Below are 22,572 nucleotides of genomic sequence, written 5' to 3' on the forward strand. Positions count from 1 at the left end.
GGCCGAAGCCGCTCACAGGTTACATCGGTAACGTCCACAGATTGTAGAACGCAATCCTGCCCACTAGCTCAGCCACGATGACGACCACGGCGGTCATCGCCAGAACCGTGACACTGGACTTCAACCGCGCCCAGGTCACCACCCCAACAATGCCTAGCGCCAGCAGCGCCGCTTGTGCGGTAAACCAACTGGTTTGCGCCGCCGTTAACGCGTCGTCCGCACTCATCAGCGTCGACACATACCCCGGTCGCAGGCAGAAACTTACGAGTATCGCCAGTACGCTCACCAACAGGCCCAGACGCAGCCCGAACAGCCCGGCCAGAATGCCGCCGCCAATCAGCGGCGTCAGCACCATCATCACCGTCGTATACGAGGTGCGCCAGGTAACCACCGTCGGCAACTGGTAGATTTGCGGGATCGCCAGAATAAAGACCACGCCCACCACCGCCGCCAGCCATACCAGCGCTTTACACAGCGCAGTCGCGCCACGGTTAAGCAGCAGACCGAGAGAACCCAGCCCGCCAAGCGTGGCAAACACTGCCGACAGTACAATTTCGTTGCTCATCGGCGAATGACCCACGCGCAGCAGCATATTCAGCGCACGCAGCGGTTGTCCGACGTGGATTACCCCCAGCAGCACCCCAACCCCAAACAGACACATGACACAGAACAGGCCGATGGCCATCCGCCGCGCCTCGATCTGCCCCAGGGTGCCGCCAATCAGCAGCAGAATAAATGCCCCCACTGCGCTTTGGGTAAAGACGGTAAAAAAGACCAGCGGTAACTCATGCATGGCGCACCTCCCCCATGTTCATAATGGCCCCTTCCTTATCGCCCGTAGGTTTGGCCTTCGGATGCGGCTTAATGATGAGGTTAGGATGGGTAAACGACGCGGCGGGTAGTGGCGCAATTTCGTTCTCGCTACCGTATTTCGCGCGCAGTTCATCGATTGGGCCGAAATCCAGCGCTCGCTGTGGGCAAGAATCCACACAGATGGGGCGCAGATTCTGCTCCTGTCGGTCGAGACAGCCGTCGCATTTGCGCATGACTTTGGCCTTAGCATCAAACTGCGGCGCGCCATACGGGCAGCGCATCTCGCAATAGCGGCAGCCCACGCAGATACTGTCATCGACCAGCACCAGACCGTCTTCTTCACGCTTGTGCATCGCGCCGGTCGGGCAGCCTGATACGCAGACTGGCTCATCACAGTGGTTACAGGCGATAGAGAGGTAGTAGGTAAAGGTGTCGTTGTGCCAGCTTTCTCCTTCTTTCATCCAGCTTCCGCCGCCGTATTCATAGACCCGGCGGAATTTCGGGCCGACGTCCAGATCTTTATTATCCTTACAGCTGACCTGGCAGGTTTTACAGCCCGAGCAGCGCGAGGAGTCAACATAAAAGCCATACTGTTTCATTGCGGATCACTCCTTAAGCGCGTTTGATTTCAACCAGGTTGGTATGCTGCGGGTTCCCTTTCGCCAACGGCGACGGCAGATGACTGGTCAGGGTATTGATGCACCCGCCAACGTCCACACCGTTGCTATCCAGACGGGTCCACGCCCCCTGTGGCATCGCCACCACACCCGGCAGAATCCGCTGGGTCACCTTGCAGGGAATCGCCACCACGCCGCGATCGTTGAACACATGCACCAGATCGCCAGAGTTCAACTGGCGTGCGCTGGCATCTATCGGGTTGATCCACACTTCATCCGGTACCGCTTCATGCAGCATCAACACGTTGGTATAGGTTGAGTGGGTATGGCCTTTGGTGTGAAAACCGCTTAACTGCAGCGGATACTTCGCGGTCAGCGCTTTGTTCAGATGCGACTCTGTCACCGCGCAGAACTCCGGTACCGCCGGGATGCGATCGCCTTCCGGCAGCGTCCACGCTTTCGCGAGATCGGCCAGCGCCTGCGAGTAGATCTCAATCTTGCCGGATGGCGTGGTCAGCGGATTGGCCACGGCATCGGCACGGAAATCAGCAAACGCCAGGCTCTGTTTGTCGGTTGCGATGCGCTGGTCAACGACCCCCATCTCTTTCGCCACCGACCATTCCGGCAGGTACGGACGTTTCTCGCGGATCTGCTGATAGTGCATTTCTGCCCACTGCGCCTGTGTCCGCCCTTCGGTGTACTGCTCACGCAGCCCCAGATGCCCGGCGATATCAGCACAAATATCGTAGGTGCTACGTACTTCCCACATCGGCGTGACCGTTTTCTGCAAGGCGATCATGAAGTTGTGAGACCCCGTGGCATAGGAGCTGTCCACCAGATCTTCCGCTTCGAGATAGCTGGTTTCCGGCAGCAGGAGATCGGCATACTTCGCGCTCGGCGTCATGTGGTTTTCAATGACGATAATGGTTTCGCACAAGCTTTCATCCGCGAGAATTTTGCGCGTGCGGTTGGTTTCACCGTGCTGATTCAGCAGCGTGTTACCGGCCTGGTTGAAGAACAGCTTGATGCCGGTTTTCAGTTTATCCGCCCCCTTCACCCCCATCGTGGTGGCCGTCATCATTTCCGGGTGTTGAATCGCATCTGTCCAGAGATAGCACGGAATGGAAGTCTTGATCGGGTTGGTCAAAATCGGTAACAGCGGTACGCCATACGGGGTGCCATAAGGCCAGTTACCGTTATTGGTGCCCGGCAGGCCAAAGTGGCCCGTCAGTGCGGGTAACGTCTGAATGGCGCGCACGGTTTGCTCGCCGTTAGCGTGACGCTGCGGCCCCCAGCCCTGACAAATGTAACAGGCACGAGCCGAAGCGATTTCGCGTGCCAGTTGGCGAATGCGCGTCGCCGGAAGCCCCGTGATCTCCGCCGCCCATTCCGGCGTTTTAGCGATACCGTCATCACCTTTACCAATCACGTAGTCTTTATAGCTGGCATTCGGCGCAACGCCTTCAGGCAGCGTGCTGCTGTCATAGCCCACGCAGTACTTATTCACCTCGGTTTCATTGATCAACTGTTCGGTAATCAACGTATGGGCGATACCAGCCACCAACGCGGCATCGGTCGTCGGGCGAATCGGCAGCCACTCGGCATGCTCGGTAACTACCGAGTCGGTATAACGCGGATCGATAATAATCACCCGCGCTTTCGAGGCTTCCAGCGCACGACGTAACTCTTCCACCTGTCCGCCGCCAGACATGCGCGTTTCAGACAAATTCAGACCAAACAGCACCACCAGATCGGAATGCGCAATTTGCGTAAAGTGACTTCCGACATACACGCCGTGAGTATAGGGCGTTGCGGTGGCAATTTGCGCCGTGGAATAGGTGTTATGATAATTTAAATAGCCGCCGGTAAGATTTAGCAGACGTTTCCAGGCAGGCGTGCCCTGGGTATGATAATAAGCGCCCGACTGATAATTATAATAAATTGCCTCACGGCCATATTTTTCCGTCACGCGTTTTAATTCTGCAGCGATAAATGCTGTCGCTTCGTCCCAGGAAATACGTTTGAATTTCCCTTCGCCACGTTTACCTACGCGTTTCATCGGATATTTAATCCGGTCCGGACTATATACCCGCCAGCGACTGGAACGACCGCGCAAACACGGACGAATCTGATGTTCGCCAAATACCGCGTCGTCTTTTGCATCCTCCGGTTCAATACGCACGATGCGGTCATCTTTAACGATCACTTTCAGCGGGCAACGGCTGCCACAGTTGACCAGGCAGGCACTGTGGCGAACGGTTTCGCCATTGCCGCCTTGCGCAGAAGCGTCGGTCGTTTCAGCCTGCGCGGTGGTAGAGAAAGGCAACGTAATCGCGTTACTGAGTGCAACAGCGGCACCTATTTTTGCGGTGCCTGTCACCGCATCCCGTCGGGACAGCGTTGTGTTTAGCCACTTTTTTATTTCCATCTTTTTTTCTCACATTGCATCCATAGTTATTATTAATAAGTAATCATATAGGGCTAAACACGGCTGATGGTTGATTATGATAAAACGCGCTTTTATGGAAAAATAAAGTGGTAAAACCATGACACTCTTATCATTTTTCATCTGATAAAAAGCAGTGATTTAACTGAAGATGACATTTTTGTAAACATATAAGAGATAAAAACAGAACAACAGCATAATCATTGTATAGTTAATTATATTGCGCTTATATATTCCGTCAGGCAAGCGCAATAAAATTCTTATTTTTGGAACGTATGCCAAAAAGAGTATTTCTGGTCAAAATGAATATTCCTGGCGTTCAGGAACATATTACTTTTTATGCTAATTTAGCAATAATATGATTTTTTGTTATACAAAAAGAAGAAAGCCTTCTGCGTGAACTGAGTTCTTACCGCAAACGGGCTATACTGTTTCATCATCCCCATAGCCAGACTGAATCATGATCGTATCCGGACGCCATCCCTCTCTGCGCCTGTCGCTGGCAGGACTCCTGACGCTGACACTGTTTGGGATCGGCTATACCCTGCATCTGCACTGGGGAGCATTTATTCAGTGGTGTCTGGCGACGCAAATCACCCTGCATCGCTATCTGGTGATGTATCTGCTGCAGTTGAATAATCATCAGTACAGCGGCGGTTTCTGGTTACTGACGGGGGCGTTTCTGTACGGCGTACTGCATGCCATCGGACCGGGACACGGAAAGTTCATCGTGACGACCTATCTGAGTACCAATAAGGAAAGCCTGCTGGCTGCGCGGGTCGTGCCTTTTATTGGCAGCCTGATGCAAGGAGTCAGTGCGATCCTGTTTGTGTTTATCCTCGCGATTGGCTTTAACCTGGCAGCCGGCGATTTGAGCACCAGCCGATGGTACGTTGAAAAAATCAGCGCTGCGCTGATCGCCGGATTCGGCGCGTTTCTCATTTATCAGGCACTTAAATCCATACGCCCGATAACCTTCACCCGATTTACTCCCTTGCACAGCCATGACGAGAAGTGCGGTTGCGGGCATCACGGCGTCGGGCAGACGCTGGTGGACGGTAACTGGAAAACCCGGCTGGGGGTGATTCTCGCCATCGGTGCCCGACCATGCAGCGGGGCAATCATGATCCTGCTGTTTTCCAATGCTCTCGGTATCGTCACCTGGGGCATTGCAGCGGTGATGACCATGTCCTTTGGCACTGCGCTGTCGATCATGGGACTGTCTCTGGCGGTACGTTATGCCCGAAATCAGACACTCACATGGTTCGGTACAGGACATCCCGCTCTGAAATGGCTTGCGCCTGCAGCGAAAATAGTCGGCGGTGTGGTGCTGATCCTGTTTGCCACAATTCTGTTCTTAACGGTGATCCCGATTAGCGCCAACGGCGATTATATTGCCGCAGGTTGCTGATCCGACCTGCGTAATAATGATCCGATAATGGGACACCTGCCCCAGTGAATTTCCCTGCCACCTTTGAATTACGCGTCCCAATAGGGATAATATCCACACGAACTGTGAACCCGGGACCACCATGAGACACTCCCTGCCTTGTCGCAAGCTACGTGAACGGCCGATGAAACTCGGTACGACGGTGATACTGATGGTCAGCGCCGTGTTGTTTTCTGTCTTGCTGGTCGTCCATCTGTTCTACTTCTCACAAATCAGCCACATGACGCGTGATGCGCTGGCAGACAAAGCGCTGGCCGTTGCCCGGACGCTGGCAGACTCGCCGGAGATCCGTGCGGGGTTGATGAAAAAACCCGAGGATAGCGGGATTCAGGCGATTGCCGAAGCGGTGCGCAAGCGAAACGATATGCTGTTCATTGTTGTCACCGACATGAAAAGCCTGCGTTATTCTCATCCGGAAGCCCAACGCATCGGGCAACCATTTAAGGGCGACGATATTTTGCTGGCGCTGGATGGCAAAGAGAATATCGCCATCAACCGGGGCTTTCTCGCCCAGGCGCTGCGCGTTTTCACCCCCATTTATGACGACAATCACCACCAGATTGGGGTGGTGGCAATCGGCCTGGAACTGAGTCGGGTGACCGAACAGATTAACGACAGTCGCGGCAGCATCCTCTGGTCCGTACTTTTTGGCGTGCTGGTTGGCCTGCTGGGAACATGGGTGCTGGTGAAAGTGCTCAAACGCATCCTGTTTGGCCTGGAACCGTATGAAATTTCTACCCTGTTTGAACAGCGCCAGGCGATGCTGCAATCAATCAAAGAGGGGGTCATCGCCGTTGACGACAAAGGCGAAGTGACGTTAATCAACGAGGCCGCCCAGGAGTTGCTGGATTACCGTAAGTCACAGGATGACCCCCAGTTTTCCACGCTCAGCCATGCATGGTCGCAGGTGGTGGATCTCAGCGAAGTGCTGCGCGACGGTACGTCGCACCGCGACGAAGAGATCAACATCAAAGATCGGTTGCTGCTCATTAATACCGTCCCGGTTCGCAGCGACGGCAAGATTATTGGCGCGATCTCCACCTTCAGGGACAAAACGGAAGTTCGCCAGTTGATGCAGCGACTGGATGGCATGGTGAACTATGCCGACTCACTCCGTGAACGATCCCACGAATTCATGAATAAATTACATGTGATTCTGGGATTGTTACATCTGAAGAGTTATAAGCAGCTTGAAGACTATATTATTAAGACGGCAAACAACTATCAGGAAGAGATCGGCTCACTGTTAGGCAAAATTAGATCGCCGGTCATTGCTGGCTTTTTACTTAGTAAGATTAATCGCACATCCGATTCAGGGCACAAACTGGTGATTAGCCATGACAGCCAGGTACCGGACAGCGGCAATGAAGATCAAATTGCGGTATTGATTACCGCGCTCGGAAATCTGATTGAAAACGCGATCGACGCGTTAGCACAGCAGTCAGGAGGTGAGATCAGCGTCTCCTTATACTATCGCAATGGTTGGCTACATTGTGAAGTCAGTGACGATGGTCCCGGCATTGAACCGCACCGCCTTGACGCTATTTTTGATAAAGGCGTCTCGTCTAAAGGAACTGAACGCGGCGTTGGTTTAGCGCTTGTTAAACAACAAGTTGAAAGTCTTGGTGGCAATATTTTTGTGGAATCCGAACCTGGCGTTTTCACACAATTTTTTGTACAAATACCCTGGGATGGGGAGAGGGCCAGCACATGATCAATGTCTTTATTATCGATGACGACGCCATGGTCGCGGAGTTAAACCGCCGCTATGTCGCACAGATCCCCGGTTTTCAGTGCTGCGGAACCGCCTCAACGCTGGAAAAAGCCAAAGAGGTTATTTTTAATAGCGATGTTCAGATTGACCTGATTCTGCTGGATATTTACATGCAGAAAGAGAACGGGCTGGACCTGCTACCGCTTCTGCATGCCGCTGGCTGCAAAAGCGATGTCATTGTCATCTCTTCTGCCGCCGATGCCATGACGATCAAGGATTCGTTGCACTACGGCGTTGTAGATTACTTAATCAAGCCGTTTCAGGCCTCACGCTTTGAGGAAGCCCTCACCAGCTGGCTGCAAAAGAAAAGGGACATGGATAAGCACCAGTATTATGAGCAGTCAGAGCTGGACCAACTGATTCACGGCAATGCGTCCAGTGAGCAGGACACCCGCCGCCTGCCGAAAGGGTTGACGCCGCAGACGCTGCGCACGCTGTGTCAGTGGATCGATGCACATCAGGATTATGAGTTTTCAACCGATGAACTGGCAAATGCGGTGAATATTTCTCGCGTCTCCTGCCGCAAATATCTTATCTGGCTGGTCAACTGTCATATTCTGGTTACCAGCATCCATTATGGCGTTACGGGCAGGCCGGTTTACCGTTACCGTATTCAGGCAGAACATTATTCTTTACTTAAGCAATATTGTCAGTAGAAGATAAATCTTAACCTTGCATTATTTCGTTATATATTGGTAACAATTATTACAATAATGAAAAAATAAAAAGGTTAAGGTTACTTCCTGCAAATTCAGAAATTGTGCCAGATCAAATATAATTGCATCATTCCACATTTTTCAATGCGTTATTATTATCCGACACGCCATTGTTTTTAATTTCAAAAACGCTAACAAAAGTTAATAAAGTATTATCCCCTGCGCAGAGTGTGTATTTTTAATCACAAAGGAGTAGTCTGGAAATAACCGGACGGATTAACAAAAACGATAAACGGTAGCAACGGAGCTCATGCTACATCTTAAGGATAAGCACACTCTGTGAGCAGATGATATGTTCATGTTTTTCATAAAGATACAAAAAATAGCCCGAACCTGCCTCTGCTCTTCTTTTTCAACACTGCCCATCGCCAGAGAGTCGTGCTCTCTGAAAACAGCCTGAAAAAACGATAAGAGTTTTCCTGTCCTTAGGAATAACGTTATTCGATGTTTAAAAACTAATCGCACTTTCAGACGAAACGAATATTAGCCAGGCTCTGCGCCCATTACACAAAAAACAGAACATGGCTGTGATCCATTTATCAAAATTGACTGGTTTTATCGCGAGGGTAAATAAATGCTATTTAGTATACAACTTCTCATAATATTAATATGTTTGTTTTATGGTGCCAGAAAGGGCGGTATCGCGCTGGGTTTGTTAGGCGGTATCGGCCTGGTCATTCTGGTGTTCGTTTTCCACCTCCAGCCGGGTAAACCACCGGTTGACGTCATGCTGGTGATCATCGCCGTGGTCGCGGCCTCAGCAACGCTACAGGCCTCAGGCGGTCTGGATGTGATGTTGCAGATCGCAGAGAAACTGCTGCGCCGCAACCCGAAATATGTCTCTATCGTTGCCCCGTTCGTGACCTGTACCCTGACTATCCTGTGCGGTACCGGCCACGTGGTCTACACGATTCTGCCCATCATTTACGACGTGGCGATTAAAAATAACATCCGCCCGGAACGTCCGATGGCCGCCAGCTCCATCGGCGCACAAATGGGGATCATTGCAAGTCCGGTATCGGTGGCGGTGGTTTCTCTGGTTGCCATGCTGGGTAATGTGACGTTTGAAGGCAAACACCTCGAATTCCTCGACCTGCTGGCGATCACTATCCCGTCCACGCTGATTGGTATTCTGGCTATCGGTATTTTCAGCTGGTTCCGTGGTAAAGATCTGGATAAAGATGAAGACTTCCAGAAATTCATCTCCGTACCGGAAAACCATCACTACGTGTATGGCGATACCGCTACACTGCTGGACAAAAAGCTGCCGAAAAGCAACTGGCTTGCGATGTGGATCTTCCTTGCCGCCATTGCTGTCGTCGCTATCCTGGGTGCCTTCTCTGAACTTCGCCCTTCATTCGGTGGCAAAGCGCTGTCGATGGTGCTGGTTATCCAGATGTTCATGCTGCTGACCGGCGCGTTGATTATTATTCTGACCAAAACCAATCCCGCTTCAATCTCTAAAAACGAAGTCTTCCGTTCAGGTATGATCGCGATTGTGGCGGTGTACGGTATCGCCTGGATGGCGGAAACCATGTTCGGCGCGCACATGACAGAAATCGAAGGTGTGCTGGGTAACATGGTGAAAGAGTATCCGTGGGCCTATGCGATTGTTCTGCTGCTGGTGTCTAAATTCGTTAACTCTCAGGCAGCGGCGCTGGCGGCTATCGTTCCGGTCGCGCTGGCGATTGGCGTTGACCCGGCCTACATCGTGGCGTCTGCCCCGGCGTGCTACGGCTACTACATTCTGCCGACCTATCCGAGCGATCTGGCCGCCATTCAGTTCGACCGTTCAGGAACCACCCGCATTGGTCGCTTCGTCATCAACCACAGCTTTATTCTCCCGGGTTTGATTGGCGTGAGCGTCTCCTGCGTCTTTGGCTGGATCTTTGCTGCCATGTACGGATTCCTGTAAAGGTCTCCCGCGTGCCGTCCGTCACCGGGCGGCACGTCACTTATGATATTAAAAGAAATCAATAGGCTGGAAGCACATGTCAAATAAAGCGTTCTTCTATCAGGCACCTTTCCCGATGGGGAAAGACGAAACAGAGTACTACCTGCTCACTTCCGATTATGTCAGCGTGAGTGAGTTTGAAGGTGAGTCCATACTGAAGGTTGAGCCGCAAGCCCTGACGCTGCTGGCGCAACAAGCCTTTCACGATGCCTCCTTCATGCTCCGCCCCGAACATCAGCAACAAGTCGCCTCCATTCTTCATGACCCCGAAGCCAGCGAAAACGATAAATACGTTGCCCTGCAATTCCTGAGAAACTCTGAAATCGCCGCCAAAGGCATTCTGCCGACCTGTCAGGATACCGGCACGGCCATTATCATGGGGAAAAAAGGCCAGCGTGTCTGGACTGGTGGCGGTGATGAAGCGGCGCTGTCAAAAGGGGTGTACAACACCTACATCGAAGACAATCTGCGCTATTCGCAAAACGCCGCGCAGGATATGTACAAAGAGGTGAATACCGGTACCAACCTGCCGGCACAGATCGACCTCTACACCGTCGATGGTGATGAGTATAAATTCCTGTGCGTAGCGAAAGGCGGCGGTTCCGCCAACAAAACTTACCTGTACCAGGAAACCAAAGCGCTGCTCACCCCGGGCAAGCTGAAAAACTTCCTCGTTGAGAAAATGCGGACGCTGGGAACAGCAGCCTGCCCGCCGTACCATATCGCCTTTGTGATTGGCGGCACTTCTGCAGAAAGCACGCTAAAAACCGTGAAGCTCGCCAGCACGCATTACTACGATGCGCTGCCGACCGAAGGCAACGAGCACGGTCAGGCGTTCCGTGATACACAACTGGAACAGGAACTGCTGGAAGAGGCACAAAAACTCGGTCTTGGCGCGCAGTTTGGCGGTAAATATTTCGCCCACGATATCCGCGTGATCCGCCTGCCGCGTCACGGTGCCTCCTGTCCGGTCGGCATGGGCGTTTCCTGCTCGGCGGATCGTAACATCAAAGCCAAAATCAACCGCGAAGGGATTTGGATCGAAAAACTGGAGCACAACCCAGGCCAGTACATCCCGGAAGCGTTGCGTCAGGCCGGTGAAGGCGAAGTGGTGAAAGTTGACCTCAACCGCCCGATGAAAGAGATCCTGGCACAGCTTTCACAGTACCCGGTTTCCACCCGTCTGTCGCTGACCGGAACCATTATCGTCGGTCGTGATATTGCGCATGCGAAGCTGAAAGAACGTATCGACTCTGGCGAAGGGTTGCCGCAGTACATTAAAGATCACCCGATCTACTACGCCGGTCCGGCAAAAACACCGGCGGGCTATCCTTCAGGCTCATTAGGACCGACCACCGCAGGCCGCATGGACTCCTATGTTGATCTCCTGCAATCGCACGGCGGCAGCATGATCATGCTGGCAAAAGGCAATCGCAGCCAACAGGTGACCGATGCCTGCCATAAACACGGCGGCTTCTATCTGGGCAGCATTGGCGGCCCGGCAGCGGTTCTGGCGCAGCAGAGTATCAAGCATCTGGAATGCGTTGAGTATCCGGAACTGGGTATGGAAGCGATCTGGAAAATTGAAGTGGAAGATTTCCCGGCGTTCATCCTGGTCGATGACAAAGGCAACGATTTCTTCCAGCAGATAGTGAACAAGCAGTGCGCTAACTGCACGAAATAACCTCTTCGGCCCGGCACCGGACTGCTCTCAACGTTTGAAGGCAGTCCGGTGATCCCCCCGGGCCACCTTTTCCCGTCATGGCTGACATTGAATTTTCGACCACTTCGGTGAATAGTAGCCTTTTCCATCACTTGCGAAATCACCATGATCCGCACATTAAACCCCACCCTGCTGAATATCGGCGCACTGATCCTGACGCTTATCCTGATCTACACTGGCTTCTCGGCAGGTGAGAAAACCACCTGGCTGATGGAAGTTACGCCGGTCATTATTGTGATACCGCTGCTGCTGACAACCGCAAAGCGCTACCCGCTCACTCCTCTGCTTTATACCCTGATTTTTTTCCACGCCATCATCCTGATGGTGGGCGGTATGTACACCTATGCCAAAGTCCCTGTGGGCTTTGAAGTGCAGGAGTGGCTGGGCTTAAGCCGAAATCCGTATGATAAGCTCGGCCATTTCTTCCAGGGCCTGGTTCCGGCACTGGTGGCGCGCGAAATTCTGCTACGCACAAAGAGTGTTCGCAGCGGTAAGATGCTGGCATTTCTGGTTTGCTGCGTGGCGCTGGCGATCAGTGCCACCTATGAGTTAATTGAATGGTGGGCCGCGCTGGCGATGGGACAGGGCGCGGACGATTTCCTTGGCACGCAGGGCGACCCGTGGGATACCCAGTCAGACATGTTCTGCGCGTTGCTGGGTTCATTAACTACGGTAACGTTGCTGGCGGGAGTGCATAGCCGTCAGTTGCAGCGCTATGGATTAACGCCCCCCGACGCATAACGTATTTATCTGCCGGAGGCATACACAGGCTCCGGCGATATCACTATCAGCTCAAAAAATAATTCAGCTGTCGATAAACCATCGCCAAAAACGGCTGGCAAATCACTTTAATCCATTGTTTATAAACAATTATTGATGAATCCCCGTCGTTTCGCGCCCTCTTTACACCTTTTTTAGTCAGGATAATACTTGCCCGCATCACAGATTCCTCCACAACCGGGTAAGAGATGATGAAAGTATTAATTGTTGAAAGTGAATTTCTGCATCAGGACACCTGGGTTGGCAAGGCCGTGGAACGTCTGGCAGACGCCTTAAGTCGGCAAAATGTTACCGTCATTAAGTCCACGTCTTTCGACGACGGCTACGCCATCCTGTCGGCAAACGAAGCCATTGATTGCCTGATGTTCAGCTATCAAATGGAACAGCCTGATGAACATCAAAATGTCAGAGAACTGATCGGTAAGCTTCATGAGCGCCAGCAAAATGTGCCGGTCTTTCTGTTAGGTGACAGAGAGAAAGCCACCGCCTCGCTGGACCGCGATATGCTGGAGCTTGTCGATGAGTTCGCCTGGATCCTCGAAGACACCGCTGACTTTATCGCGGGGCGCGCGGTCGCCGCCATGAGCCGTTATCGTCAGCAACTGCTGCCGCCGCTGTTTAGTGCGCTGATGAAATATAGCGATATCCACGAATACTCCTGGGCTGCACCGGGCCACCAGGGCGGCGTTGGTTTTACCAAAACGCCTGCCGGCCGCTTCTATCATGATTATTACGGCGAAAACCTGTTCCGCAGCGACATGGGGATTGAACGTGCTTCGCTGGGTTCTCTGCTTGATCACACCGGGGCCTTTGGCGAAAGCGAAAAATATGCTGCACGGGTCTTTGGCGCAGACCGTTCCTGGTCCGTCGTGGTCGGGACATCCGGCTCCAACCGTACCATTATGCAGGCCTGTATGACCGATAACGATGTGGTGGTGCTGGACCGTAACTGCCATAAATCGATTGAACAGGGGTTGATCCTGACCGGGGCGAAACCGGTGTATATGGTGCCCAGCCGTAACCGCTACGGCATCATTGGCCCTATCTACCCACAGGAAATGCAGCCGGAAACCTTACAGAAAAAAATCAGCGAAAGCCCGCTGACCAAAGAGAAGACAGGACAAAAACCGTCTTATAGCGTGGTGACCAACTGTACCTACGACGGTGTCTGCTATAACGCGAAATCCGCACAGGCGTTACTGGCGCAAACTACCGACCGCATTCACTTCGACGAAGCCTGGTACGGCTACGCCCGCTTTAACCCGATTTACGCCGACCACTATGCGATGCGCGGTGAACCGGGCGATCACAGTGGTCCTACCGTTTTTGCCACCCACTCTACGCACAAACTGCTGAACGCCCTCTCTCAGGCGTCTTACATCCATGTGCGTGAAGGTCGCGGCGCGGTGAATTTTTCCCGCTTCAATCAGGCGTACATGATGCATGCCACCACCTCGCCGTTGTATGCCATCTGCGCATCCAACGATGTGGCGGTGTCCATGATGGACGGCAACAGCGGCCTGTCGCTGACTCAGGAAGTGATCGACGAAGCCATCGACTTCCGCCAGGCCATGGCGCGTCTGTATAAAGAGTTCAGAGCCGACGGCGACTGGTTCTTCAAGCCGTGGAACAAAGAAGTGGTCACCGATCCGCAGACCGGGAAAACATTCGATTTTGCTGACGCACCGGCGAAACTGCTGGCAACAGACCAGAACTGCTGGGTGATGCGTCCGGGCGAATCCTGGCACGGCTTTAAAGACTTACCCGATAACTGGAGCATGCTTGACCCGATCAAGGTCAGCATTCTCGCACCGGGGATGGGTGACGACGGCGAACTGGAAGAGACGGGGGTGCCTGCCGCGCTGGTCACCGCCTGGCTTGGACGTCACGGAATCGTGCCAACCCGCACCACCGATTTCCAGATCATGTTCCTGTTCTCGATGGGCATCACCCGTGGGAAATGGGGAACTCTGATCAACACCCTGTGCTCATTTAAACATCACTACGATGCCAACACCCCACTGGCGCAGGTCATGCCGGAACTGGTCGACGAACACCCTGAAACCTACGCCAATATGGGTATTCACGACCTGGGCGATCGGATGTTCGCCTGGTTGCGGGAAAACAACCCAGGCGCGAAACTCAACGCCGCCTATTCCGGCCTGCCGGTTGCCGCAATGACGCCGCGTGAAGCCTATAACGCTATCGTTAACGACAACATCGAAATGGTGGCCATTGATAAACTGCCGGGTCGCATTGCAGCAAACTCGGTGATCCCTTATCCGCCGGGAATTCCGATGCTGCTTTCCGGCGAGAACTTCGGTGATGAAAACAGTCCGCAGGTGGGCTATCTCCGCGCCCTGCAATCCTGGGATCACCACTTCCCTGGTTTCGAACATGAAACCGAAGGCACTGAAATCATTGATGGCGTCTATCACGTAATGTGCGTGAAAGCGTAAATCTATTCCGACGACTGCGTCATGACATGGCCACCCTGACGCAGCCTGGTTTAGGCCGTAGGGTTATGACGAGCGTTTCCTGAGTATTGCTGAGAAAAACTACCATTGTCATACCTTTTTGCGCGGGTGCTCCCCGCGCTTTTTTTATCCCTTATGCATGGTTTCCACCGCGTAAAAGTTTCTGTACATAGCAATTATCTGTCGCCTATTGTATTTCCAGACAAAACCATTATTTTAATGCGGACTTCATTCGTCATACAAATCAAAATATCTGCTTTATCTCTCCCCTTTGGCGAGAAAGGATATTTTATGTTCATATTCGGGAGTTAGGGTATGAGAATTTTCAGCAATAATCCTTGCATTGTCGTGTTAACCGAAAAAGACGTTTGGCTACGAGTAAACGGTAAAGAGGCTATCAATTTAAAAGCGAATCATATGGCACTCATCGCCTGTGAAAACAATATCATCGATATCTCATCGATTAATAACGCACTGGTCGCACATATTAGCCGAGATATAATTAAAGATTATCTTCGCTTTTTAAATAAAGATCTTTCAAATATTCCACTCTGGCAACGGAGTTCCTCACCGGTATTAACCGCTGAATGTGTGACCCCCGATGTCTTCCGGGTGGCAGCACAACACAGCATTGCGCATACCGACAGCCCTGGCGAAGAAGAACGTACACGCTGCCTGTTGTTCGCCGTGTTATCCCGCTTTCTCGACAGTAAGAAGTTTTTGTCCCTGCTGATGTTTATGTTGCGAAACCGCGTCAGCGACAGCGTTTACCATATTATCGAGAGTGACATTCATAAAGCGTGGAATCTTAATCAGGTCGCCCGTTGTCTCTGTCTGAGTCCAAGTTTGCTAAAGAAGAAACTCAAAAGCGAAAATACCAGCTACAGTCAAATCATCACCACTTGCCGCATGCGCTACGCCGTTAATCAACTTCTGATGGATGGCAAGAATATATCCCAGGTCTCCGAACTGTGTGGTTATAACAGTACATCTTACTTTATCTCTGTGTTCAAAGAGTATTATGGCATGACCCCGCTACATTATGTCAGCCAGTTTAAAGACCGTACGGCAGCGTGATTTTTGAGCATTTTGTAATGAGCTACGATAATATCAGCATTAGCGATAACCCACGTCGCACATAATTCAACCGACACCTGAAGGCGTATTATGAGACATCATTTATTGTTCCCTTCAGGAGATTAATTATGTCCTCGGATGCTGATGCTCACAAAGTGGGCTTAATCCCCGTCACCTTAATGGTGTCGGGGAATATCATGGGTTCAGGGGTTTTCCTGCTCCCTGCGAACCTGGCCGCCACCGGCGGGATTGCAATCTACGGATGGTTAGTCACGATTATCGGCGCGCTGGCGCTGTCGATGGTCTACGCAAAAATGTCGTCCTTAGATCCCAGTCCCGGCGGTTCTTACGCGTATGCTCGTCGTTGCTTTGGGCCGTTCCTCGGTTACCAGACCAACGTGCTGTACTGGCTGGCCTGCTGGATCGGTAATATCGCGATGGTGGTTATCGGCGTCGGTTACCTGAGCTACTTCTTCCCCATTCTGAAAGATCCGCTGGTGCTGACCCTGACCTGCGTCGTGGTGCTGTGGATCTTCGTTCTGCTCAATATTGTCGGTCCGAAAATGATCACCCGCGTTCAGGCCGTCGCCACCGTGCTGGCGCTGGTCCCCATCGTCGGTATCGCGGTGTTTGGCTGGTTCTGGTTCCGTGGCGAAACCTACATGGCGGCCTGGAACGTGAGCGGCATGAACACCTTCGGCGCGATTCAGAGCACCCTTAACGTCACCCTGTGGTCATTCATCGGGGTCGAGAGCGCCTCGGTAGCGGCAGGGGTGGTCAAAAACCCGAAACGCAATGTGCCGATTGCCACCATTGGCGGGGTGCTGATCGCGGCTGTGTGCTACGTGCTCTCCACCACCGCCATCATGGGGATGATCCCTAACGCCGCGCTGCGCGTCTCCGCTTCACCGTTCGGTGATGCGGCACGTATGGCGCTGGGTAACACCGCCGGCGCGATTGTCTCCTTCTGCGCGGCAGCAGGCTGTTTAGGTTCGCTGGGCGGCTGGACGCTGCTGGCCGGACAGACCGCGAAAGCCGCCGCCGATGACGGTCTGTTCCCACCGATTTTTGCCCGTGTAAATAAGGCGGGCACACCGGTTGCCGGGCTGATTATTGTCGGGATTCTGATGACTATCTTCCAGTTCAGCAGTATGTCGCCGAACGCCGCGAAAGAGTTTGGTCTCGTCTCTTCAGTGTCCGTCATCTTTACGCTGGTGCCCTATTTGTACACCTGTGCCGCGCTGCTGCTGCTCGGTCACGGACACTTCGGCAAAGCGCGTCCGCTCTATCTGCTGGTAACCTTTGTGGCCTTTATTTACTGCATCTGGGCAGTGGTGGGGTCCGGCGCGAAAGAGGTGATGTGGTCATTCGTGACCCTGATGATCATCACCGCGCTGTACGCCCTGAACTACAACCGGATCCACAAAAACCCCTTCCCACTGGATGCGCCGGTTAACCGCAGTTAATCCCCTCTTTTACACGATGAAGCCAACCTTAAGTTCTTAAGGTTGGCTTAACTTTACTTTGCGAGGATCTGCGCTAATTAGTCTACGGAAGCTCCACCATGTTAAAGCGCATTGTCAAAAGACCTCTTCTCAGCCTGCTGGCCTGGTTACTACTGGTTTCATTCTATTTGTCTGTTTGTCTGAACATCGCGTTCTACAAACAGGTTGTGCAGAATCTGCCGCTGGATTCCCTGCGTAACGTGCTGGTCTTCTTGTCGATGCCGGTCGTGGCGTTCAGCGTCATGAATATTGTCCTGACGCTGGCCTCTTTCCTGTGGCTGAACCGCCTGCTGGCCTGCCTGTTTATTCTAATGTCCGCGTCGGCGCAGTATTTCATCATGACCTACGGCATCATCATTGACCGCTCAATGATTGCCAATATGGTGGATACGACGCCTGCCGAAACGTTCGCCCTGATGACGCCGCGAATGGTGCTCACGCTCGGTCTTAGCGGCATTGTGGCGGCCATCGTTGCCTGCTGGATTAAAATCAAACCGACCACGCCTGTCCTGCGCAGCGTGCTGTATCGCGCTGCCAACGTGCTGGTATCCGTGTTATTGATCGTGCTGGTGGCGGCCTTTTTCTATAAAGATTACGCCTCACTGTTTCGCAACAATAAAGAACTGGTCAAAGCTCTCAGCCCGTCTAACGGCATTGTCGCCAGCTGGTCATGGTACTCCCATCAGCGCCTCGCGCACCTGCCGCTGGTACGCATCGGGGAAGACGCCCATCGTAATCCGGTGATGCAGCAAGAGAAGCGCAAAAATCTGACTATCCTGATCGTCGGTGAAACCTCACGTGGCGAAAACTACTCGCTCGGCGGCTACTCCCGCAAAACCAATCCGCTATTGGCAAAAGATAATGTGGTTTACTTCCCACGCACCACGTCGTGTGGTACCGCTACGGCGGTCTCTGTACCGTGCATGTTCTCTAACATGCCGCGTAAGCATTACGACGAAGAGCTGGCGCAGCATCAGGAAGGGATGCTCGATATTATCCAGCGCGCGGGCGTTAACGTACTGTGGAATGACAACGATGGCGGCTGTAAAGGCGCCTGCGACCGCGTGCCGCATCAGAATATGACGGCGTTAAATCTGAAAGGGGAATGCATCGACGGCGAATGCTATGACGAGGTTCTGTTCCACGGTCTGGAAGAGTACATCAACAACCTGCAAGGTGACGGGGTGATTGTACTGCATACCATCGGCAGCCACGGCCCGACCTACTACAACCGCTACCCGCCGCAGTTCAGGAAATTTACCCCAACCTGCGATACCAATGAAATCCAGACCTGTTCACAGGAACAATTAGTGAACACGTACGATAATACCGTGCTGTATGTCGACTATATTGTTGATAAAACAATTAATCTTCTGAAAGCGCATCAGGATAAATTTACCACCAGCCTGGTGTATCTTTCCGACCACGGCGAGTCGCTGGGTGAAAACGGCGTTTATCTGCACGGCCTGCCGTATGCCATTGCGCCAGACTCCCAGAAGCATGTGCCGATGCTGCTGTGGCTGTCAGAGGATTATCAGCAGCGCTATCAGGTTGATGCCAGTTGCCTGCAAAAACAGGCGCGTACTCAGGATTACTCGCAGGACAATCTTTTCTCGACCATGCTGGGACTGACCGGCGTACAGACCACGCAATATCAGGCCGCAGATGATATTCTGCAGCCCTGCAGGAGAACCACGCAATGAAAATACTGATTGTTGAAGACGATACGCTGCTTTTGCAGGGCCTGATTCTGGCGGCACAAACCGAAGGGTACGCCTGCGATGGCGTGTCGACCGCCCGTGCGGCTGAGCAATGTCTGGAAACCGGTCATTACAGTCTGGTGGTGCTGGACCTCGGCCTGCCTGACGAAGATGGCCTGCATTTCCTTGCTCGCATCCGGCAGAAAAAATATACCCTGCCGGTGCTGATCCTTACTGCGCGGGACACGCTCGGCGATAAGATTTCCGGGCTGGACGTCGGGGCCGACGATTATCTGGTGAAACCTTTTGCGCTGGAAGAGCTGCACGCCCGGATCCGCGCGCTGCTGCGTCGTCACAATAACCAGGGCGAGAGTGAACTGGTCGTCGGCAACCTGACGCTGAACATGGGCCGTCGACAGGTGTGGAAAGAGGGAGAGGAGTTAATTCTTACCCCTAAAGAGTACGCGTTGCTGTCGCGTCTGATGCTGAAATCGGGAAGCCCGGTGCACCGGGAAATTCTCTATAACGACATCTATAACTGGGATAACGAACCGTCCACCAATACCCTGGAAGTGCATATCCATAACCTGCGCGATAAAGTGGGCAAATCCCGTATTCGTACCGTGCGCGGCTTTGGCTACATGCTGGTGGCGACCGCGACTGAGGAAAGCTAATTGAATCTGAAGCGTTTTCTACGCCAGCCCATGACCCTGCGTCGGCGGCTGATGATCACCATCGGCATGATTTTGCTGGTTTTCCAGCTCATCAGCACCTTCTGGCTCTGGCATGAAAGCACTGAGCAGATCCAGCTGTTTGAACAGGCGCTGCGGGATAACCGCAATAACGATCGCCACATCATGCATGAAATCCGCGAGGCGGTCGCCAGTCTGATCGTCCCCAGCCTGTTTATGGTGGGGTTAACGCTGTTCATCTGCTATCAGGCCGTTCGCCGCATTACCCGTCCGCTCGCCAACCTGCAACACGAATTAGAAACCCGCACGGCGGATAATCTCTCCCCTATCGACATTCACAGCTCAACGGTCGAAATTGAAGCGGTCGTTTCGGCGCTCAACCAGTTGGTCAATCGACTGACCACGACCATCGAAAACGAGCGTCTGTTTACCGCCGACGTGGCGCACGAACTGCGAACACCGCTATCGGGCGTCCGTTTGCATCTGGAACTGCTGTCAAAAGCGCATCACGTGGATGTCGCGCCGCTGCTGGGTCGTCTTGATCAAATGATGGACAGCGTCTCGCAGCTTTTACAACTCGCCCGCGTGGGTCAGTCTTTTTCATCGGGAAATTATCAGCATGTCAGATTGCTGGAAGATGTGATCCTGCCGTCTTACGATGAGCTGAGCACGATGCTGGAACAGCGCGAACAGACACTCCTGCTGCCTGACAGTCAGGACGATGCGGCTGTTCAGGGCGACGCGACGCTGCTGCGGATGCTGCTGCGTAATCTGGTGGAAAATGCCCATCGCTACAGTCCGGAAGGCACCACCATCGCCATTACGCTGAACGTTGATGACGAAGCAACAATGACAATGGCGGTAGAAGATGAAGGACCGGGGATCGATGAAAGCAAGTGCGGCGAACTCAGCAAAGCCTTCGTCCGCATGGACAGCCGTTACGGTGGAATCGGTCTGGGGTTAAGCATCGTCAGCCGCATTACGCAGCTGCACCACGGGCAGTTTTTCCTGCAAAATCGCAGTGGAACCACCGGAACCCGCGCCTCGGTGCTGTTGAAGAAGGTTTAGTAGGTTGAGACCCAAATGTACAGGAAGCTACTGACAATCAGTACGCTGAATACGGTCGTGACACTTTCATAAATACGCTGTTTCATCACACTCTCCTCCAGGGTATGGAAGAGAGTGTGCCAGTCAGAGATTAAGCAAACCTTAAGCTTTACTCGTCAATTCGCGGATGCTGCTGCACCAGGCGCGTACGCTTCGCCTGCAGGTCCGCAATCTCCTGATCGATATCCTCAATTTTCTGCTCGATATTATCGTAGTGTTCACCGAGAATTTCTTTCGCTTCCTGAATATCCGAGGCGGCGGGCGTTGCCCCTTTCAGCGGCTGATTCGCGGTCTCTTTCATGGTGATACCGGTAATGAAACCAATCACCGCAATCACCATCAGGTAGTAAGCAGGCATCATCAGATTCTGCGAGCTTTCCACCAGCCAGGCCGCCAGCGTTGGCGTCAGACCGGCAATCAGTACCGAAATATTAAATGCCGCCGCCAGCGCACTGTAACGAATATGTGTCGGGAACATAGCTGGCAGTGAAGACGCCATGACCCCGGTGAAGCAGTTGAGGATCACCGCCAGCATCAGCAGACCGGCAAAAATCAGGCCGATAATATTACTGTTAATCAGAATAAAGGCCGGGATTGCCAGGGCAAACAGCGCGATGCTACCCATGATCACGAATGGACGACGACCAAAACGGTCACTCAGTAGTCCCATCACCGGCTGGACAAACAGCATCCCGATCATAATGGCGATGATAATCAGCACGCCGTGATCTTCAGAGTAATGCAGGTTATGCGACAGATAGCTCGGCATATAGGTCAACAGCATGTAGTAGGTGACGTTGGTAGCAATCACCAGGCCAATACAGGCCAACAGGCTGCGCCAGTGCTTAGTGGCGATCTCTTTAAAGGACACTTTTGGTCCGTCCTGCAAGCCTTCCCGGTCGCCCTGTTCCAGCTTATCGACGTGCTGCTGGAACGCCGGGGTCTCTTCCAGCGCATGACGCAGATAGAGTCCGATAATCCCTAACGGCAGGGCGATAAAGAACGGAATACGCCAGCCCCATTCAAGGAAGTTCTCTTCTCCGACCACCGTCGAGATCAGGACGACCACACCCGCCCCCAGCACGAACCCGGCAATGGAGCCGAAGTCCAGCCAGCTTCCCATAAAGCCGCGTTTACGGTCCGGGGAATATTCGGCCACAAAAATAGACGCGCCGGTGTACTCACCGCCGACGGAGAAGCCCTGCGCCATCTTACACAGCAGCAGCAGGATGGGTGCCCAAATGCCTATCGAGGCGTAGGACGGTATCAGACCGATACAGAAGGTACTGATCGACATAATCACGATGGTGATGGCAAGAATCTTCTGGCGACCATATTTATCGCCGAGCATACCGAAGAACAAACCACCGAGCGGACGAATCAGAAAGGGAACAGAGAAAGTAGCAAGGGCGGCAATCATCTGCACGCTGGGGTCAGCCCCCGGGAAGAACACTTTACCTAATGCGTAAGCAACAAAACCATAAACCCCAAAATCAAACCACTCCATCGCATTACCCAACGAAGCAGCGGTAATCGCCTTTCGCAATTTACCGTCATCGATAATCGTGACATCACGAAGCGTAATCGGTTTTACTTTTTTCCTTTTCAGCATAGCTGTCCTCGTAGACTAAGCCCTGTCTCGCGGCATATCGACTGCACTGGCGCACTGGGCGCAACGTCACCGTCGAGCGCGGGGTTGCTCAGACGCAACTCCTGTAACAAGCGTAGCAGGTTTACTTAC

General features: G+C 52.9%; 17 protein-coding genes. 12 read left to right on the forward strand and 5 right to left on the reverse strand.

What is annotated here, in order from left to right:
- Window positions 1–19: 19 nt before the first annotated feature.
- Genes ACQ0PY_RS22135 through ACQ0PY_RS22145 form a run of 3 tightly spaced genes read right to left on the reverse strand, consistent with a single transcriptional unit; the run spans window position 20 to window position 3,858 of the window.
- Window positions 20–793, reverse strand: a complete 774-nt coding sequence (locus tag ACQ0PY_RS22135) for a dimethyl sulfoxide reductase anchor subunit family protein (protein ID WP_044327723.1) — start codon at window positions 791–793, stop codon at window positions 20–22.
- Window positions 786–1,412 carry a DMSO/selenate family reductase complex B subunit gene (locus ACQ0PY_RS22140; RefSeq protein WP_109739562.1) on the reverse strand — a complete coding sequence of 209 codons (627 nt, stop codon included), beginning with the start codon at window positions 1,410–1,412 and terminating at the stop codon, window positions 786–788. The genes ACQ0PY_RS22135 and ACQ0PY_RS22140 overlap by 8 nt, the downstream gene beginning before the upstream one ends.
- Before the next feature lie 13 nt (window positions 1,413–1,425).
- On the reverse strand, window positions 1,426–3,858 hold the full coding sequence (locus tag ACQ0PY_RS22145) for a DMSO/selenate family reductase complex A subunit (protein WP_150547119.1): 2,433 nt from the start codon (window positions 3,856–3,858) through the stop codon (window positions 1,426–1,428).
- Window positions 3,859–4,336: 478 nt separating this feature from the next.
- Between ACQ0PY_RS22145 and ACQ0PY_RS22150 the strand changes: the two genes are divergently transcribed.
- The 12 genes from ACQ0PY_RS22150 (at window position 4,337) to pmrB (ending at window position 20,792) form a co-directional block, all read left to right on the forward strand.
- A complete protein-coding gene (locus ACQ0PY_RS22150; protein ID WP_109739563.1) occupies window positions 4,337–5,287 on the forward strand; it encodes a nickel/cobalt transporter in 951 nt (316 codons plus the stop codon).
- A 121-nt stretch (window positions 5,288–5,408) separates the two neighbouring features.
- Window positions 5,409–7,040 carry a sensor histidine kinase gene (locus tag ACQ0PY_RS22155; protein ID WP_044264069.1) on the forward strand — a complete coding sequence of 544 codons (1,632 nt, stop codon included), beginning with the start codon at window positions 5,409–5,411 and terminating at the stop codon, window positions 7,038–7,040.
- Window positions 7,037–7,756 carry a two-component system response regulator DcuR gene (gene dcuR / locus ACQ0PY_RS22160; RefSeq protein ID WP_042999101.1) on the forward strand — a complete coding sequence of 240 codons (720 nt, stop codon included), beginning with the start codon at window positions 7,037–7,039 and terminating at the stop codon, window positions 7,754–7,756. The genes ACQ0PY_RS22155 and dcuR overlap by 4 nt, the downstream gene beginning before the upstream one ends.
- Before the next feature lie 634 nt (window positions 7,757–8,390).
- Window positions 8,391–9,731: an anaerobic C4-dicarboxylate transporter DcuB gene (dcuB, locus tag ACQ0PY_RS22165; protein ID WP_042999100.1), complete on the forward strand. Its 1,341-nt coding sequence runs from the start codon at window positions 8,391–8,393 to the stop codon at window positions 9,729–9,731.
- Between the two features lie 76 nt (window positions 9,732–9,807).
- Window positions 9,808–11,454, forward strand: a complete 1,647-nt coding sequence (gene fumB / locus ACQ0PY_RS22170; RefSeq protein WP_109739564.1) for a class I fumarate hydratase — start codon at window positions 9,808–9,810, stop codon at window positions 11,452–11,454.
- 144 nt (window positions 11,455–11,598) lie between these two features.
- Complete coding sequence (locus ACQ0PY_RS22175; RefSeq protein ID WP_042999098.1) at window positions 11,599–12,234, forward strand: DUF2238 domain-containing protein; 636 nt, start codon at window positions 11,599–11,601, stop codon at window positions 12,232–12,234.
- A gap of 230 nt (window positions 12,235–12,464) precedes the next feature.
- Complete coding sequence (adiA, locus tag ACQ0PY_RS22180; protein WP_150547122.1) at window positions 12,465–14,732, forward strand: arginine decarboxylase; 2,268 nt, start codon at window positions 12,465–12,467, stop codon at window positions 14,730–14,732.
- 333 nt (window positions 14,733–15,065) lie between these two features.
- Window positions 15,066–15,827: an AraC family transcriptional regulator gene (locus ACQ0PY_RS22185; protein ID WP_042999096.1), complete on the forward strand. Its 762-nt coding sequence runs from the start codon at window positions 15,066–15,068 to the stop codon at window positions 15,825–15,827.
- A gap of 128 nt (window positions 15,828–15,955) precedes the next feature.
- A complete protein-coding gene (gene adiC / locus ACQ0PY_RS22190; protein WP_042999095.1) occupies window positions 15,956–17,293 on the forward strand; it encodes an arginine/agmatine antiporter in 1,338 nt (445 codons plus the stop codon).
- Between the two features lie 98 nt (window positions 17,294–17,391).
- Window positions 17,392–19,035, forward strand: coding sequence for a phosphoethanolamine transferase EptA (eptA, locus tag ACQ0PY_RS22195; protein WP_109739565.1), 1,644 nt, complete (start codon window positions 17,392–17,394; stop codon window positions 19,033–19,035).
- Window positions 19,032–19,706: a two-component system response regulator BasR gene (gene basR / locus ACQ0PY_RS22200; RefSeq protein WP_042999093.1), complete on the forward strand. Its 675-nt coding sequence runs from the start codon at window positions 19,032–19,034 to the stop codon at window positions 19,704–19,706. The genes eptA and basR overlap by 4 nt, the downstream gene beginning before the upstream one ends.
- Window positions 19,707–20,792, forward strand: coding sequence for a two-component system sensor histidine kinase PmrB (gene pmrB, locus ACQ0PY_RS22205; protein WP_042999092.1), 1,086 nt, complete (start codon window positions 19,707–19,709; stop codon window positions 20,790–20,792).
- Here the strand turns inward: pmrB and pmrR are convergent.
- The gene (gene pmrR, locus ACQ0PY_RS22210) at window positions 20,789–20,878 is read right to left on the reverse strand and encodes an LpxT activity modulator PmrR (protein WP_042999091.1); all 90 of its coding nucleotides are present in this window, start codon (window positions 20,876–20,878) and stop codon (window positions 20,789–20,791) included. The two genes, pmrB and pmrR, sit on opposite strands and share 4 nt — an antisense overlap.
- Window positions 20,879–20,940: 62 nt before the next feature.
- Entirely contained in the window at window positions 20,941–22,443 is a 1,503-nt protein-coding gene (gene proP, locus ACQ0PY_RS22215; RefSeq protein ID WP_042321219.1) for a glycine betaine/L-proline transporter ProP, read from the reverse strand.
- Window positions 22,444–22,572: the final 129 nt, after the last annotated feature.

Source organism: Citrobacter sp. LST-B2 (genome assembly GCF_057983045.1).